This window comes from Patulibacter americanus DSM 16676, assembly GCF_000420025.1.
In the GTDB taxonomy this organism is placed as follows: Bacteria; Actinomycetota; Thermoleophilia; order Solirubrobacterales; family Solirubrobacteraceae; genus Patulibacter; species Patulibacter americanus.
The window spans coordinates 70,968-86,821 of record NZ_ATUD01000005.1; the positions used below are offsets into that span (position 1 = coordinate 70,968).

The 15,854-nt window shown below is 74.1% G+C and carries 12 protein-coding genes; 11 read left to right on the top strand and 1 reads right to left on the bottom strand.

Annotated features, from left to right (window positions below):
- The 11 genes from alaS (at position 1) to F593_RS0110115 (ending at position 14,619) form a co-directional block, all read left to right on the top strand.
- Positions 1–2,667, top strand: a complete 2,667-nt coding sequence (gene alaS / locus F593_RS0110065) for an alanine--tRNA ligase (protein ID WP_022928626.1) — start codon at positions 1–3, stop codon at positions 2,665–2,667.
- Positions 2,668–2,678: 11 nt separating this feature from the next.
- A complete protein-coding gene (gene ruvX, locus F593_RS0110070) occupies positions 2,679–3,065 on the top strand; it encodes a Holliday junction resolvase RuvX (RefSeq protein ID WP_022928627.1) in 387 nt (128 codons plus the stop codon).
- A gap of 32 nt (positions 3,066–3,097) precedes the next feature.
- On the top strand, positions 3,098–3,796 hold the full coding sequence (locus F593_RS0110075) for an aspartate/glutamate racemase family protein (RefSeq protein WP_022928628.1): 699 nt from the start codon (positions 3,098–3,100) through the stop codon (positions 3,794–3,796).
- Between the two features lie 1,117 nt (positions 3,797–4,913).
- On the top strand, positions 4,914–6,056 hold the full coding sequence (mltG, locus tag F593_RS30340) for an endolytic transglycosylase MltG (protein ID WP_169449182.1): 1,143 nt from the start codon (positions 4,914–4,916) through the stop codon (positions 6,054–6,056).
- Between the two features lie 62 nt (positions 6,057–6,118).
- Positions 6,119–6,964, top strand: coding sequence for a shikimate dehydrogenase family protein (locus tag F593_RS0110085; protein WP_028721585.1), 846 nt, complete (start codon positions 6,119–6,121; stop codon positions 6,962–6,964).
- A gap of 175 nt (positions 6,965–7,139) precedes the next feature.
- Positions 7,140–8,996, top strand: a complete 1,857-nt coding sequence (locus tag F593_RS28130) for a methyl-accepting chemotaxis protein (RefSeq protein WP_022928631.1) — start codon at positions 7,140–7,142, stop codon at positions 8,994–8,996.
- 154 nt (positions 8,997–9,150) lie between these two features.
- Entirely contained in the window at positions 9,151–10,206 is a 1,056-nt protein-coding gene (locus F593_RS0110095) for an LLM class flavin-dependent oxidoreductase (protein ID WP_022928632.1), read from the top strand.
- A gap of 276 nt (positions 10,207–10,482) precedes the next feature.
- The gene (locus F593_RS0110100; RefSeq protein WP_022928633.1) at positions 10,483–11,388 is read left to right on the top strand and encodes an ABC transporter substrate-binding protein; all 906 of its coding nucleotides are present in this window, start codon (positions 10,483–10,485) and stop codon (positions 11,386–11,388) included.
- Between the two features lie 10 nt (positions 11,389–11,398).
- Entirely contained in the window at positions 11,399–12,385 is a 987-nt protein-coding gene (locus tag F593_RS24100) for an amino acid ABC transporter permease (protein WP_022928634.1), read from the top strand.
- A 50-nt stretch (positions 12,386–12,435) separates the two neighbouring features.
- Positions 12,436–13,188, top strand: a complete 753-nt coding sequence (locus tag F593_RS0110110; protein ID WP_028721586.1) for an amino acid ABC transporter ATP-binding protein — start codon at positions 12,436–12,438, stop codon at positions 13,186–13,188.
- Between the two features lie 327 nt (positions 13,189–13,515).
- Positions 13,516–14,619: a hypothetical protein gene (locus F593_RS0110115; protein WP_022928636.1), complete on the top strand. Its 1,104-nt coding sequence runs from the start codon at positions 13,516–13,518 to the stop codon at positions 14,617–14,619.
- A gap of 33 nt (positions 14,620–14,652) precedes the next feature.
- Here F593_RS0110115 and F593_RS0110120 read toward each other — a convergent pair whose 3' ends face one another.
- Positions 14,653–15,822 carry a ribonuclease D gene (locus tag F593_RS0110120; RefSeq protein ID WP_022928637.1) on the bottom strand — a complete coding sequence of 390 codons (1,170 nt, stop codon included), beginning with the start codon at positions 15,820–15,822 and terminating at the stop codon, positions 14,653–14,655.
- Positions 15,823–15,854 lie beyond the last annotated feature (32 nt).

The following is a 15,854-nucleotide window of genomic DNA, read 5'->3' on the forward strand; positions in this document are numbered from 1 at the left end:
GTGAGCACCACCCGTCCCGTCACGAGCGACGAGATCCGCGAGACCTTCCTGCGGTTCTTCGAGGAGCAGGGCAGCCGCCGGCTGGCGTCCGCCTCCCTCGTGCCCGCGCAGCACGACCCGTCCGTGATGCTCACGACGGCGGGCATGCACCCGCTCAAGCCGTACTTCCTCGGCGCCGACACGCCGCCGAGCAAGCGGCTCACCAGCTGCCAGAAGTGCTTCCGCACCCCCGACATCGACAACGTCGGCGTGACCGCGCGCCACCTGACGTTCTTCGAGATGCTCGGCAACTTCTCCATCGGCGACTACTTCAAGCGCGAGGCGATCGCCTACGCGTGGAAGCTCACGACGGAGGGCTTCGGGTTCGACCCGGAGAAGGTCTTCGTCACGGTCTTCGGCGGCGACGAGCAGCTCGGCCTGGGCGTCGACCAGGAGTCCATCGACTTCTGGCTCGAGGTCGGCGTGCCGCGCGAGCGCATCGTCGAGCTCGGCCGCGAGGACAACTTCTGGCAGGCCGGTCCGAACGGCCCCTGCGGCCCGTGCACCGAGCTCTACCTCGACCGCGGACCGGACTACGGCCCCGCCACGAAGCCGGGCGAGGACGAGTCCGACCGCTTCATGGAGTTCTGGAACCTCGTGCTCATGCAGTACGACCAGACGACGCACGAGGACGGCACCTCGACGCTCGTCCCGCTGCCCGCCAACTCCATCGACACCGGCATGGGCCTGAACCGGATGGCGATGCTCCTGCAGGGCAAGGAGACGATCTTCGAGACGGACCAGTTCGCGCCACTGATCGCGTTGGCCGAGGAGCTCTCGGGCAAGACCTACGAGTCGGGCGACGAGGCCGCGGACCGCGCGATGCGCATCCTCGCCGACCACACCCGCGGGATGACGTTCCTGATCTCGGACGGCGTCGTGCCGTCGAACGAGGAGCGCGGCTACGTGCTGCGCCGCATCATGCGCCGCGCCGTCGTCCAGGGCCGCCGGATCGGGATCGAGGGCGAGTTCCTCGGGCGCTTCCTCGACGTCGTGGTCGACACGATGGGGGAGGCCTACCCCGAGATCCGTCAGCGCCGCGAGGAGATCCGCACCTGGGTGACGTCCGAGGAGCAGGGCTTCGGCCGCACGCTCGCGGCCGGCACGCAGCTGCTCGACACGCTGCTGCAGCAGGGCACCGTCTCCGGCGAGGACGCGTTCCGCCTGCACGACACGTTCGGGTTCCCGGTCGAGCTGACGACGGAGATCGCCGCGGAGCGCGGCGTGGAGTGGACGGGCCAGGACGAGTTCGACCGCCTGATGACGGAGCAGCGCGAGCGCTCGAAGGCCGGCTCGCGCCGCGGCGACCACGGTGGCGCGGCCGCCGGCTCCATCGCCCAGCTCGTGGCGGACCAGCCGACGGAGTTCACGGGCTACGCCCACCTCGAGGAGCACACGACGGTCTCCGGCATCCTGGAACGCGACGGCAAGACGTACCTCAAGCTCGCCGAGTCGCCCTTCTACGCCGAGGGCGGCGGCCAGGTCTCGGACTCGGGCACGATCGTGCTCGAGGACGGCAGCGAGGCCGCGACCGTCGCGGGGGTCGTGCGCGCCGGCGACGACCAGGCGATCGTCGTGGAGCCGTCCGCGGGCGTCGGCGACGGCCGCATGAGCCAGGACGTCGCGTTCGAGCACGGCCAGCGCGTCGTCGCCCGCGTCGACCGGCGCGCCCGCCACGCCACGGAGTGCAACCACACCGCGACGCATCTGCTGCACGCCGCGCTCCGTGAGCGCCTCGGCGACCACGTCCACCAGGCCGGCTCGTCCGTCCGCCCGGACAAGCTGCGCTTCGACTTCAGCCACCCGAGCAAGCTCGACCCGGAGGACCTGCGCTGGGTCGAGGACCGCGTGAACGAGCAGATCCTGCTCAACCAGCGCGTGCGCGCCCTGACGATGCCGATCGACGAGGCCAAGGCGCTCGGCGCGATGGCGCTCTTCGGCGAGAAGTACGGCGACGTGGTGCGGATGGTCGAGATCGGCGACGGCTCCTTCTCCCGCGAGCTCTGCGGCGGCACGCACGTGCGGTCGACGGCCGAGATCGGCGTCTTCAAGATCACCGGTGAGGGCTCGAGCTCGGCCAACGTGCGGCGCATCGAGGCCATCACCGGCCCCGTCGCGATCGACCTGCTGCGCGAGCGCGACGGGCTGCTCGACGAGATCGCCGTCGCCGCGAAGGTCCCGGCGGCCCAGGTCGTCGAGCGGATCGCGAAGCTCCGCGAGCAGGCCAAGGGCGGCGCCACCGCGCTCCCCGTCGTCGACGAGGGCGCGCTGGCCGCCGAGGCCGTCACGATCGCCGACGTCCCCGTCGTCGTGGCGCGCGTCGAGGGCGTCTCGTCCAAGGACCTGCCGGCCGTCGCCGACCGGGTCAAGGGCAAGCTCGGCGGCCCCGGCGTCGTCGTCCTGGCCGCCCCGGGCGACGACAAGGTCGCGATCGTCGTGGCCGTCGGCCCGGAGATCGTCGAGCGCGGCGTGAAGGCGGGCGACATCGTCAAGGCCGCGGCCGGCGTGGTCGGCGGGGGCGGCGGCGGCAAGCCGACGATGGCCCAGGCCGGCGGCAAGGACCCGTCGAAGACCGACGAGGCGCTGCGCGTCGCCCACGACGCGATCGCCGCGGCGCTCGGGAGCTGAGCGCCTTGCGGGTGCTGGCCCTGGACCACGGGTCCGCCCGCACCGGCGTGGCGCTCAGCGACCCGTCGGGGACGATCGCCACGCCGCTCCCGGCGATCCTGCGCGTCGGCGCCCGCAAGGGCCGGCGCGAGCTGCACCGGCTGATCGTCGAGCGCGAGGTGGAGCGGATCGTCGTCGGGCTGCCGGTCGGCCTGCAGGGACACGACACGGACCAGACCCGCGAGGCGCGCGCGTTCGCGGCGACCCTGCAGGAGGCGGTCGGCCCGGAGATCCCCGTCGAGCTCTACGACGAGCGCTTCACGACCCGGATGGCCCAGGCCGCGGGCGGCGAGGCCGACGAGGACTCCCGCGCCGCCGCGGTGCTGCTCGAGGAGTGGCTCCGGCTCGACCGCCCGTAGCGGCCCCGCGGGGCGGGACTAGAGTCCGGCCGATGAAGACGATCGGCGTGCTCGGCGGGATGACCTGGGCATCCTCGCTCGCCTGGTACCGCACGGCGAACGAGTCGGTTCGGGAACGGCGGGGCGGGTTCCACTCCGCCCCGATCCTGCTCGACTCGCTGGACTTCGCCGAGATCGAGGCGCTCCAGGCGGCGGGTGACTGGGACGCGGCGGGCGAGCTGCTGGCCGCGCGCGCCGCGGCTCTGGAAGCCGCCGGCGCGGGCGTCATCGTCCTGTGCACGAACACCATGCACGTCGTCGCGGACCGGATCGAGGAGGCCATCTCGGTGCCCTTCGTCCACATCGCCGACGTCGCGGCCGAGGCCGTCACCGCCGCGGGCCTGACGACCGTCGGCCTGCTCGGAACGGCGTTCACCATGGAGCGACCGTTCTACCGGGACCGCCTCGCCCAGCACGGGTTGCGGACGCTCGTGCCGGACGAGGCCGACCGCGCCACGGTCCACGCCGTGATCTACGACGAGCTGGCGCAGGGCGTCCTCGACGACGGCTCGCGCCGGCGGTTCCGGGAGATCATGGAGCGGCTGGTCGAGCAGGGCGCGGAGGGCATCGTCCTCGGGTGCACCGAGATCGAGCTCCTGGTGACGGCCGAGGACTCGCCGGTGCCCGTGTTCCCGACGACCGCGCTCCACGTCGAGGCGGCGCTCGACGTGGCCGTCGGCCACGCCCCCTGAGCCGACGGTGCGGTCCCGCCGGGCCCTCGTCGTCGCCGCAACGGTGGCGAGCGCGCGCGCCGGCGGCCGAGCCGCGCCGGCCCCTGGCCGCCGCGGCGGAAGCCCCGCGCGGGTCGGCGTCGCGCACGCGTCGGGCGGCTCGACTAGCGTTGGGTCCGATGCCCTCGACGGACGAAGAGGCGCGGTGAGCCCCCGGGGGCGCCGCGACAGCGGCTCGCGCTCGGAGGACGATCGCCAGCGCGCGCGCCTGGAGCGCGAGCAGCGCCGGGCTCGGCGCGAGGGTCGGCCGATCCCGCGCACGCTCGACGACCTGGATCCGACGGCGGGCCTGACCGGCGACCACGCCGCGCTCGAAGGGTCCTTCGGACTCCCCGGTGGACCCGTCGGCGACGACGCCCCGGCGGCGCCGGACGCCCCGGCGACGCCGGACGCCACTTCGGCGCCGCACGCCCCGGCCCCACAGGCCCCGGCCCCGGAAGCGCCCGCGCCCGGCGCGGCGCCGAACGCGCCGGTCCCGCGGCCCGAGCGGCCCCCCGCGGCCTTCCGGTCCGCTGCGGCGCCCGCCGAGCCCGCCGAGCCCGCCGAGCCCGCCGAGCCCGCGAGCCCGAGTGCTTCCCGTCCCGGGCCCGCGGAGCCCGCCCGCCCGAGCGCTCCCCGTCCCGAGCCGGTGGCGCCCGCGCCGGCCACGCCCGACGCCACCCAGCCGTGGTGGGCGACGGCGGCGCAGGACATGCCTCCGGGACCCGCGGCACCGCCGGCAGCCCCGCCGCGTGTCGCACCACCGGTCGCACCGCCGAGCCCCGAGCCGCCGGTCGATGCGTCGCGCCCCGAGCCGCCGGCGGCGCCGTCGCGTCCCGAACCGTCTCCGAGCCCGCCGCAGCCGACGGCGCCCGAGCCGGCACCGCGGGCCGGTCGCCCGTCGCCGCGGGAGACCCCGCCGCCGGCCGCGTCCGAGCCCGTCCCGCCACGCGGCGGGGGCGGCCCGCCTGAGCGCACGGTCGACGAGTGGTTCCCCGACGAGACCGGCGACCACACCGCCGACCGCACCGGGGGCTTCGCCGATGAGCACACCGGGGAGCACGCCGCGCTGGGCGGCGGCAGCGCCCCGCCGCCGCTCGTGCCGCTCAAGCCCGCGGGTCCCGTGCCGCGCGCCGGGGTCACGCCCGCCACGGTGCAGGCGCGCACCGCGCCGGCCCGCCGCGGCGTCTCCCGCATCGCGGCGGTGCTCGTGCTCGTGCCGATCGTGCTCGCGCTCGTCGGCGCCTACCTGCTCTTCCAGCCCGGCAAGGGCGGGGGCGACGGTACGGTGCAGGTCAAGATCCCCGAGGGCTCCTCCGTCGGCGACATCGGGACGCTGCTGCAGGAGAAGGGCGTCATCGCCAACCCGGTGGCGTTCACGATCCGGGCCCGGATCTCCGGGGCCGGCGCCAACCTCAAGGCCGGCACGCTCAAGCTCAAGAAGGACATGTCCTACGGCGCCGCCCTGACGGCGCTCCAGCAGGACCCGCTGCCGCCGTCGGTCGTCTCCGTGGGCCTGCCCGAGGGTCTGTCCCGCCGCGAGGCGTCGCCGGTCGTCAAGAAGGCCGGCCTGAAGGGGAGCTACCTCAGCGCGAGCGCCAAGAGCCCGGGCTTCGACCCGCAGGACTACGGCCAGCCGCGCTCGCGCAGCGGGCTCGAGGGCTTCCTGTTCCCCGCCACGTACGAGCTGCCGAAGGGCGGCGCGACGGCCAAGGCACTCGTCGCCAAGCAGGTCGACGCCTTCGCGGAGAACATCCGCCAGGTCGACTTCGACCGGGCCAAGCGCGCCAAGCTCAGCCGCTACGACGTGCTGATCATCGCCTCGATGATCGAGCGCGAGGTGCGCGTCCCGTCCGAGCGCAAGCTCGTCGCCGCCGTCATCTGGAACCGCCTGAAGGACGGCACGGCCCTGGGCATCGACGCGACCACGCGCTACGCGGTGCGCAACTGGTCGCGGCCGCTCACGCAGAGCGAGATCGACCGCGACACGCCGTACGACACCCGGCGCAAGGTCGGCCTGCCGCCCACGCCGATCGGCTCGCCCGGCCTCGCCGCGATCAAGGCGGCCGCCGACCCGGCGAAGGTCTCGTACCGCTGGTACGTCGTCCGGCCGTGTGGTGGCGGGCGCCACAGCTTCGCCAGCACCTCGGCCAAGTTCGACCAGGACGTCGCCGCCTACGTCGCCGCCCAGCGGCGCGCGAAGGGCGACCCGTCGGACCCGGACGCCCCCGGCTGCAAGTGACCCCGCCCGCCCATCCGCGGGCGGGGACGCCGCCGGACGGCGCGCCGTCCGCGCAGGGCGGCGTGCCGTCCGGGCCGTCGGCCGCGGCGCAGGACCCGGGCCGCCGCTGGCGGCTCGGGGTGTTCGGCTGGCCCGTCCGCCACAGCCGCTCCCCGGCGATGCACGGGGCCGCGCTGCGCGAGCTCGGCCTGACGGGCTGGACCTACGGCGCGCTGCCCGTGCCGCCAGAGCGCCTGCCCGAGGCGCTCGGCGCGCTGCCGGGCGCGGGCTTCGCCGGGGCCAACGTCACGATCCCGCACAAGCACGCCGCGCTCGCCGCGGCGCACGTCGCCACCCCGGCCGCGGCCGCGATCGGGGCGGCCAACACGCTCACGCTGCTCCCCGACGGCACGCTCGAGGCCGACAACACGGACGCCCCGGGGCTGCTCGACGCGATCGACGCGCCGCTGCGGGGCCGGACGGCGCTCGTCCTGGGCGCCGGCGGCAGCGCCCGCGCGTGCGTGTGGGCGCTGCGCGAGGCCGGCTGCGCCCGCGTGGCGGTGTGGAATCGCACCGCCGCCCGGGCCGACGAGCTCGCCGCCGACCTCGGGGTCGACGCCACCACGGGCGCCGCCGGGGCGGACGTGCTCGTGAACTGCACGGCGCTCGGCCTGCACGACGCGGACCCCGCCGCGACCTTCGACGCGCTGCCGCTGGACGCCCCGGACCTCGCCGCGTACGGCACGGTGGTCGACCTCGTCTACCGCTGCGGCGGCACGCCGCTGCTGCACGCCGCCGAGACGGCCGGTGCCCGCACCGTCGACGGGCTCGCGATCCTCGTCGCCCAGGGCGCGCGCAGCCTCGAGCGGTGGACGGGCCGTCCCGCACCGCGGCGCGTCATGGACGACGCCGTGCGCGCCGGCGGCTGACGGCACGGCACAACGGAGCCCCCGTACGCGGGGCCACGGACCCCGGTGCTACGGCTGTACACCTCTCGGACGAGTGTCCACGCGCCAACAGGCATCGGCCGATCGGCCGATAGCGAGGACACGCGGGGACGTCCCCACCCGGCGGACCGAACGATCCACCACCGGAGGCATCCACATGCTGTCCTTCTTCAAGAACCTGCGCGTCGCGCAACGGTTGGCGCTTGCCTTCGGCGCGCTCATCGTCGCCATCGCGGCCGTCGCCGCCATCGGCATCACGAGCCTCAACACCGTCAAGGGCGACACCGAGGACATCGGGGAGCACAACCTTCCGGCGCTCCAGGCCGCGGTGAACTACAACGCCGCCACGCAGGCCGTCATCCGCCTCGTCGCCGACCACCTCTACGTGCAGGACGGGGACGCGAAGGCCGAGGCCGAGACGGCCGAGGTCATCGAGACCGTGGTCGGCCTGCGCAACGCCTCGAGCGCCACGCTCAAGCGCGAGCTCGCCGGCACGGACGCCGCCAAGCCGCTCGCCGACCTGCTGGCCCTCGAGCCCGACTTCGACCGCGCCCGCAACGAGGCCATCACGCGCTCCACGCGGGAGACGGCCGCCGGCGTCGAGGACCGCTCCGGCTCGCGCGACATCTACACGGAGACGATCTCCCCGTCCGGTGCCGCGATCAACGAGGCCGTGACGAAGGTCACCGGCCTGGTCAGCGCCACCGCGGAGCGCAACGTCGACAACGCTGCCGGCTCCGCCTCGTCGGCCGTCCGCACGATGCTCATCGTCGCCGTCATCGCCGCCATCGTCGCGATCGGCCTGGCCGTGCTCACCATCCGCAGCATCACGAAGCCGGTGGCCGGGATGGTCCAGCGCCTGCGCTCGCTGAACGACCACTGCCTGCGCCTCCTGAACGACGGCATGGCCGCGATCGCCGGCGGCGACCTCACGAAGGAGGCGACGGTCGCGACCACGAAGATCGAGGTCGAGTCCAAGGACGAGCTGGGCCAGCTGTCGGAGACCTTCAACGACATGCTCGACAAGGCGCACGGCACGATCCACTCCTACAACGAGATGCGCGGCCAGCTCTCCGACCTCGTGGGTGACCTCTCGATCTCCGCCGGCACGGTCAACACCGCCTCGCAGCAGCTGACCTCCACGTCCGAGGAGACCTCGCGCGCCGTCGCCGAGATCGCCTCGGCCATCGCGGACGTCGCCACGGGCGCCGAGTCGCAGGTCCAGCAGGTCGAGTCCGTCCGGGGCGCCATGGAGGAGACCGTCGAGGCCCTCGGCACGCAGGGTCGCTCCGCCGAGGAGGCCGCCGGGGTCGCCGAGGGCGCGCGTCAGACCGCCGAGCGCGGCCTCGAGGCCGTCGCCTCCGCCGACGCCGCCATGCGCTCCGTGCAGAGCAACTCCCAGGAGACGGCCACGGCCATCTCCGGCCTGTCCGAGCGCTCGCAGCGCATCGGCGACTTCGTCGACACCATCACGGGCATCGCCGGGCAGACGAACCTCCTGGCGCTGAACGCGGCGATCGAGGCCGCCCGCGCCGGCGAGCAGGGGCGCGGCTTCGCGGTCGTCGCCGAACAGGTCCGCAAGCTGGCCGAGGAGTCCCAGGAGGCCGCCACCACGATCTCCGGCCTCGTCGACGAGATCCAGACGGAGATGACCCGGACGATCTCGGTCGTCGAGGACGGCGTCCGTCGCACGCAGGACGGCACCGTCACGGTCGCCGAGGCCCGCACGGCCTTCGAGGCCATCGGCGCCGCGGTCGACGACATGAGCACGCGCATCGCGGCCGTCGCGGCCGCCGGCCAGGAGGTCGTCGCCAGCTCGGAGCGCGTCGCCAGCGACATGTCGCACGTGGCGTCCGTCGCGGAGACGTCGTCCGCCACCGCCGAGCAGGTCTCGGCCTCCACGGAGGAGACCTCGGCCTCGGCCCAGCAGATCAGCGCCTCGGCGCACGAGCTGGCCACGACGGCGCAGGTGCTCGACGGGCTCGTCGCCCGCTTCCGCACCACGGCCGCCTGATCGCCCGCCGGCCCGCCCGCCCTCGTGGCGCGCGGGTCGGTCGACGACCCTCGTTCGGTCCGGACCCCGGTCCCGCATCGTCGCCCGGCCCCGCCGGCGCGATAAGCGGACCGGGGTCCAGTTGTTGGTGGGCGTGCGCTACGCTCCGCCCACGATGGAACTCGGAATCGCCACCTTCGCCGACGTCGGCAAGGACCCCTCGACCGGCCGGCTGATCACGCCGGAGCAGCGCCTCTCCGACCTCCTGGAGGAGGCGGAGCTCGCGGAGCAGGTGGGCCTCGACGTCTTCGGGCTCGGCGAGCACCACCGCCCGGACTACGCCGCGTCCGCGCCGGCCGTCGCGCTGGCCGCGATCGCCGCCCGCACGGAGCGCATCCGCCTGACCAGCGCGGTCACCGTCCTCTCCTCGGACGATCCGGTCCGCGTCTTCCAGCAGTTCTCGACGCTCGACCTGCTCTCGCACGGCCGCGCCGAGATCATGGCCGGCCGCGGCAGCTTCACGGAGTCGTTCCCGCTCTTCGGGCAGGACCTGAAGGACTACGACGACCTCTACGAGGAGAAGCTCGGCCTGCTGCTGCAGCTGCGGGAGTCCGAGCACGTCACGTGGTCCGGCCGGCACCGCGCGCCGCTCGAGAACGCCGGCGTCTACCCGCGGCCGGTCCAGGACCCGCTGCCCGTGTGGGTCGCCGTCGGCGGCACGCCGCAGTCCGTCGCCCGCGCCGGCCTGCTCGGCCTGCCGCTCACGATCGCGATCCTCTCGGGCGGCTTCGAGCGCTACGTGCCGCTCATCGACCTGTACCACCAGGCCCTCGAGCACGCGGGACACGACCGCTCGGTCGGGCGCGTCGGGATCAACACCCACACGTGGATCGCGCCGACGTCGAAGGGGGCCGCCGACGAGCTCTGGCCCGCCTACGCGCCGATGATGAACCGCATCGGCCGCGAGCGGGGCTGGCCGCCCATGACCCGCGAGGCGTTCGACGCGCAGCGCTCGGGCCTGAACGCCCTGGGCGTCGGCTCGCCGGAGGAGCTGACGGCGAAGATCCTCCACGCCCACGAGCTGTTCGGCAACGACCGCTACATCGGCCAGTTCTCGCTCGGCGGCATGCCGCACGCGCAGGTGCTCGGGGCGATCGAGCTGTTCGGCACCGAGGTCGCCCCGGCGGTGCGGGCCGAGGTCGCCCGCCGCACGGCGCCCGCGGCCGGCTGAGGCGGCGGACGGGACGGGCGGCACGGCAGGCGTCCGGACCGAGCCGGGTCACGCGGACTCGCGCGGACGGGCGCCGCCGGCCGCCGGCCGGCGGCGGGCAGGAGCCGGGGGGACGCCCGTGCTCCACCCGGAGCAGACGGCCGTCGCAACCTCCGCCGCGAAGGAGATCCTGTCGTGGACCTCCGTCACGTACGATGCCCCGGATCGACGGGTCAGGTCGCCGGGCATCGTGCCCGACGGCAACCCTCACGACTCGTCCCGATAACAGGAGAACCGGTGCGTACACCGACACTTGGGGCCCTCGCCTCCACCGCCGTGCTGGCCTTGGCCGTCACGGGCTGCGGCAGCGACGACAGCGACACGAAGAGCACGGCTGCGGGCGGGTCGGGCGAGACGACCGCCGCCGCCACGGTCGACCAGGCCATCGCTGACCAGGTCCCCGCGGAGATCAAGTCCAAGGGCACGCTGAAGGTCGGCTCCGACCCGACGTACGCGCCGAACGAGTTCCTGGACGAGGACGGCAAGACCATCATCGGCATGGACCCCGACCTCGGCAAGGCGATCGCCGACGTCATGGGCCTGAAGGTCGAGTTCGAGAAGGCCGGCTTCGACGCGATCCTCCCGGGCCTCGCCTCGAACAAGTACGACCTCGGCATCTCGTCCTTCACGGACACGAAGGAGCGGGAGCAGGAGTTCGACTTCGTCACGTACTTCCGCGCCGGCACGTCGTTCTTCGTCAAGGCGGAGGGCGGCCCGAACGTCACGAAGCTGACCGAGCTCTGCGGCCACAAGGTCGCCGTGCAGAAGGGCACGACGCAGCAGGACGAGGCCCAGGCCCAGGCCAAGGAGTGCGGCTCGGGCAAGCTCGACGTGCAGGTCTATCCGGACCAGAACGGCGCGAACCAGGCGCTGATCTCCGGCCGCGCCGACGTCGGCATGGCCGACTCGCCGATCGCCGCCTACCAGGTCAAGCAGACCGAGGGCCAGTTCAAGCTGAGCGGCGAGCCGTACGGCACCGCCCCCTACGGCATCGCGCTGCCGAAGGGGTCCGAGCTGGCGCCGGCCATCCAGGCCGCGCTGAAGAAGCTCATCGAGAACGGCGAGTACACCAAGATCCTCGGCAAGTGGGGTGTCGAGTCCGGCGCCATCACGGAGCCGGAGATCAACGGCGCCGAGAGCTGAGCGACCCCGCGTGACCGGAACCCAGGGATCCGGGGACGGCGCGACCGCGCCCTCCCACGGGTCCTCCGACATCAAAGCCGTCCCGGTCCGCAGGCCGGGGCGGTGGGTGGCCGCGGCCATCCTGGTGGTCCTCGCCGCGAACACGGTCTGGTCGCTCGCCACGAACGACCGCCTCCGCTGGAACGTCGTCGGCGACTTCCTCTTCGACGACCGCATCATCGACGGCCTGATCCTCACGATCGAGCTGACCGTCATCGCGATGATCGTCGGCGTCGTGCTCGGGATCGTCCTGGCCGTCATGCGGCTCTCGGACAACCCGCTGCTCCGGGGCATCAGCTGGTTCTACATCTGGCTCCTGCGCGGGACGCCGATCCTCGTCCAGATCCTCTTCTGGAACTTCATCGCGTCGATCTACCCCGAGATCTCGTTCGGCGTGCCGTTCGGCGGGCCCGACCTGATCAGCGGCGACGCGAACGACCTCATCACCCCGCTCGTGGCCGCGAGCCTGGCGCTCGCGCTGAACGAGGCGGCGTACATGGCCGAGATCGTCCGTGCCGGCGTCCTGTCGGTCGACGAGGGCCAGAGCGAGGCCGCCGAGGCGCTGGGCATGACGAAGCTCCAGACGCTGCGCCGGATCGTCCTGCCGCAGGCGATGCGCGTCATCGTGCCGCCGACGGGCAACGAGACGATCGCGATGCTCAAGACGACCTCCCTCGTCTCCGTCATCGCGGTCTCCGAGCTGCTCTACGCGTCGCAGCTCATCTACGCGGTGAACTACCGCCAGATCCCGTTGCTGCTCGTGACGGTCATCTGGTACCTGGCGATCACGTCCATCCTCTACGTGGTGCAGTACTACCTCGAGCGCCGGTTCGGCCGCGGGCACAGCCGTGAGCTGCCGCCCACGCCGATCGGGCGGCTGAAGGCGATGCTGTCGATCAAGCACGTGAAACCGCCGATCCCGGTGGCGGAGCGCAACGCCGGAGGGGGCTCCGCATGAGCACGGCGACGGACACGAGGAACGACCCGGCCGCGGCGGACGGCGTCCCGATGGTCTCGGCCGACGGGGTGCGCAAGCGCTTCGGTGCGGTCGAGGTCCTGAAGGGCATCACCCTCGAGGTGGGGCGCGGCGAGGTCGTCGTCCTGCTGGGGCCCTCCGGCTCGGGCAAGTCGACGTTCCTGCGCTGCATCAACCACCTCGAGGTGGTCAACGGCGGTCGGCTGACCGTCGAGGGCGAGCTCGTGGGTTACCGCGAGCACGGCGGGAAGCTGCACGAGCTGCCGGAGAAGGAGGTCGTGCGCAAGCGTGCGGAGATCGGGATGGTCTTCCAGCGCTTCAACCTCTTCCCGCACAAGACGGCGCTGCAGAACATCACCGAGGCGCCGGTGCTCGTGAGGGGCACCAAGCGCAAGGACGCCGAGGCGCGGGGCCGCGAGCTGCTCGAGCGGGTCGGGCTGGGGGACCGCTGCGATGCGTACCCCACCCAGCTCTCCGGCGGGCAGCAGCAGCGCGTGGCGATCGCCCGCGCGCTGGCGATGGACCCGAAGCTCATGCTGTTCGACGAGCCGACGTCCGCGCTGGACCCCGAGCTCGTCGGCGACGTGCTCGACGTCATGCGCGACCTGGCGAAGGCCGGCATGACGATGGTCGTCGTGACGCACGAGATCGGGTTCGCCCGCGAGGTCGCCGACCGCGTCGTCTTCATGGACGACGGGGTCGTGGTCGAGGCCGGGCCGCCGAGCGAGGTGCTCGACGCCCCGCAGCACGAGCGCACGAAGGCGTTCCTCTCGAAGGTCCTCTAGCGGCGTGCCCCCTCGGGGGCGTGCCGCGGGGCCGGCGCCGCGAGGGCGCCGGGAGGACGAACGCTCCGGGCACCGCCCGGGGCGTTCGTCGTGGTGGCCGGGTACGGCGGGGGCCGCGCCAGGCCGCGAACGCCGCTCCTGCGCGACGCGACCGCCGGACCGTCTAGGCTCGTGTTCAGCGTCTGCGTTCCCGCAGCGCGTAGGTCGTTCGGTCCCTCCGGAGGTCCCATGCGTCACGACCCGATCAATGCCTCGAGCCGCGGCTCCGTCCCCTCGAGGGACGACACCCGGCGCCCGCGCCGCGCGGCCACCAGGCGTCCGACGCCGGTGGATCTCGGCATCCCCGTGGCGGCCACGGAGGACCAGGGCGAGGCCCTCGCCGGCGAGGTCCTCGACCCGGACCGCACCGAGCCGATCGTCTGCCTGTCGACGCGCGCGGGGGAGGACCGGCCCGCCTTCGACCACCACGCCGTCCGCAAGGCCGTCGGGCGCGACGCGCTGATCCGCGCGGTGCGCACCGGCCCGGCCACCCGCTACCTGTCCCAGCTGCTGCCGCCGCAGCTCGGCGTGTTCGGCGGCGCCGCGCGCATCTGGTGGCCCGGCGTCGACGCCGACGCCGACCCGCGCGACCACCCGCTCGTGCTCGACCGCATGGGGCGCTACGGCCCGCGGGCGATCGAGGCGCTGGCGGAGCGCTTCGCCGAGGGGCCGCCCGCGCGCGCCCCGAAGCACGGGGGGAAGCTCGTCGCGCTGCCCGGCGGCGCGACGGAGGACCGGGAGCGCCGGCCCCGCGCGGAGCCCGAGCCGCTCGCCACCCCGCCCGTGACCCCGAACCGCGACCAGCAGCTGCTGCTCGGGGCGCTCGACCAGGCCCGCGACGAGATCCGAGGGCTGCGGCAGAAGCTGGCCGAGGCCCGCCTCGACGCGATGACCCCGGGAGCCCGCGCGGCCGCTCGCCCGGCCGAGCCCGAGGACCACGAGCCGCGGTTCGACACCGCGCCGCGCGCCGCGCGGCCGGACCAGGTCGCCGACCTGGCGATCCCGGTGGCCGTCCACCGCGACCGCACGCGGGCCCACCACCTCGAGATCATGGCCGCGTGGCTGGCCCGCGACCACGACACGGGGCGCCGCGAGCGGCCGCTCGGTGCGCTGGCCCTGGGCGAGGGCTACCTGGCCTCGGTGGACGCCCAGCGCCACCGCGTCTCGCCGGCGACGCTCGCGACGACGGCCGCGCGCATCGCGTCCGGCAAGCAGGGCGAGGCCGACGACCTCGACGTGCGCGCGTGGGTCGACGAGCACGGCGACCAGGAGTTCCGCGAGGAGGACGGCGCCCCCTGCTGGTCCTGCGCCGTGCCCGGGGCCTCCGGCGACCTGCGCCTGCGGTGGTGGACGCGCGACGACGGCGCCGTCGAGCTGCGCGACGTGGTCTGAGCCCGCGCGCGGCCGGCCCACGCGGCCGGCCGCCTAGCGCTCCGCGACGACCTTGCGGTCCGGGCCGACCCGGAGCCGCAGGTCGCCGTCGAGGAGCGCGAAGATGTCCTTGCCCACCACGTCGCCGCGCCAGCCGTTCAGCGTGCGGACGTCGGGCAGCTCGGCGCCGTCGCGCCACGCGGCGATGATCCGCTGCAGGTCCGAGCGGTTCGCGAGCAGCTCGTAGGCCAGCTCCTCCTGGTTGGCGCGGGTGCGCACCAGGGTCTCCGTCAGGGCGACGAGCTCGGGGTCGACGGGCTCCTGGCGGGCGGGGCGGTCGCGCTCGACCGGGATCGGCTCGCGGTCGCGGCCCTCGGCGATCGCGCGCAGCAGGCGGTCGCCGCGGCGGTGCAGCGTCGCCTCGTTCACGCCGCGGATCTGCTGGAGCCGCTCGCGGTCCCGGGGGCGGCGCTTGGCGAGCTCGACGAGCGTCTGGTCCTGCAGCACGGTCGACGGGGGACGGTTGGCGTCCTCCGCCTCCTTCTCCCGCCACTCCACGAGCCGGAGGGCGACCGCGCGCTGGGCGGGGTCGAGCCCGTCGATGCGGGGCAGGCGGGGGAAGAGCAGATCCGGCTCGCGGCTGTCGGTGACCTCCTCGAGGTACCGGCACTCCTCGAGCGCCCAGTCCAGGCGGCCCAGGTCGACGAGCCGGTTCTGGATCGCGACGGACAGCTGCAGCAGGTGCTGGACGTCCTCGGCGGCGTAGCGCTTCTGCTCCTCGCTGAGCGGCCGCTGCTCCCAGCGCGTGAAGCTGGCGGACTTCTCGAGCTTGACCTTCAGGACCTCGCGCAGCAGGGCGTCGTAGCCCATCTGGGAGCGCAGCCCCGCGAAGCCGGCGGCGAGCTGCGTGTCGAAGACCCCGCGCACCTCGGTGTTCCACGTGCGCTTGAGCAGCGCGACGTCCTGACGCGCGGCGTGGAGGACGATCTCGATCTTCGGATCGGCCAGCACCTCGGCCAGCGGCGTCGGGTCGAACTCGTCCGCGATCGGGTCGAGCAGCTCGATCCGGATGCCGCCGGACGGCGTGTCGACCGCGACCTGCGCGAGACACAGGAGGGGGCGGTAGCGCCCCTCGCCGACGAACTCGGTGTCGATGCCGAGGCGTCCGTGCTCGCGGGCGGCCTCGGCCAGTTCGCGGACGACGGTGTCTGTGGAGCTCGGCACGGGTGGCCGCAGCCTATCCGCGAGCGGGGACG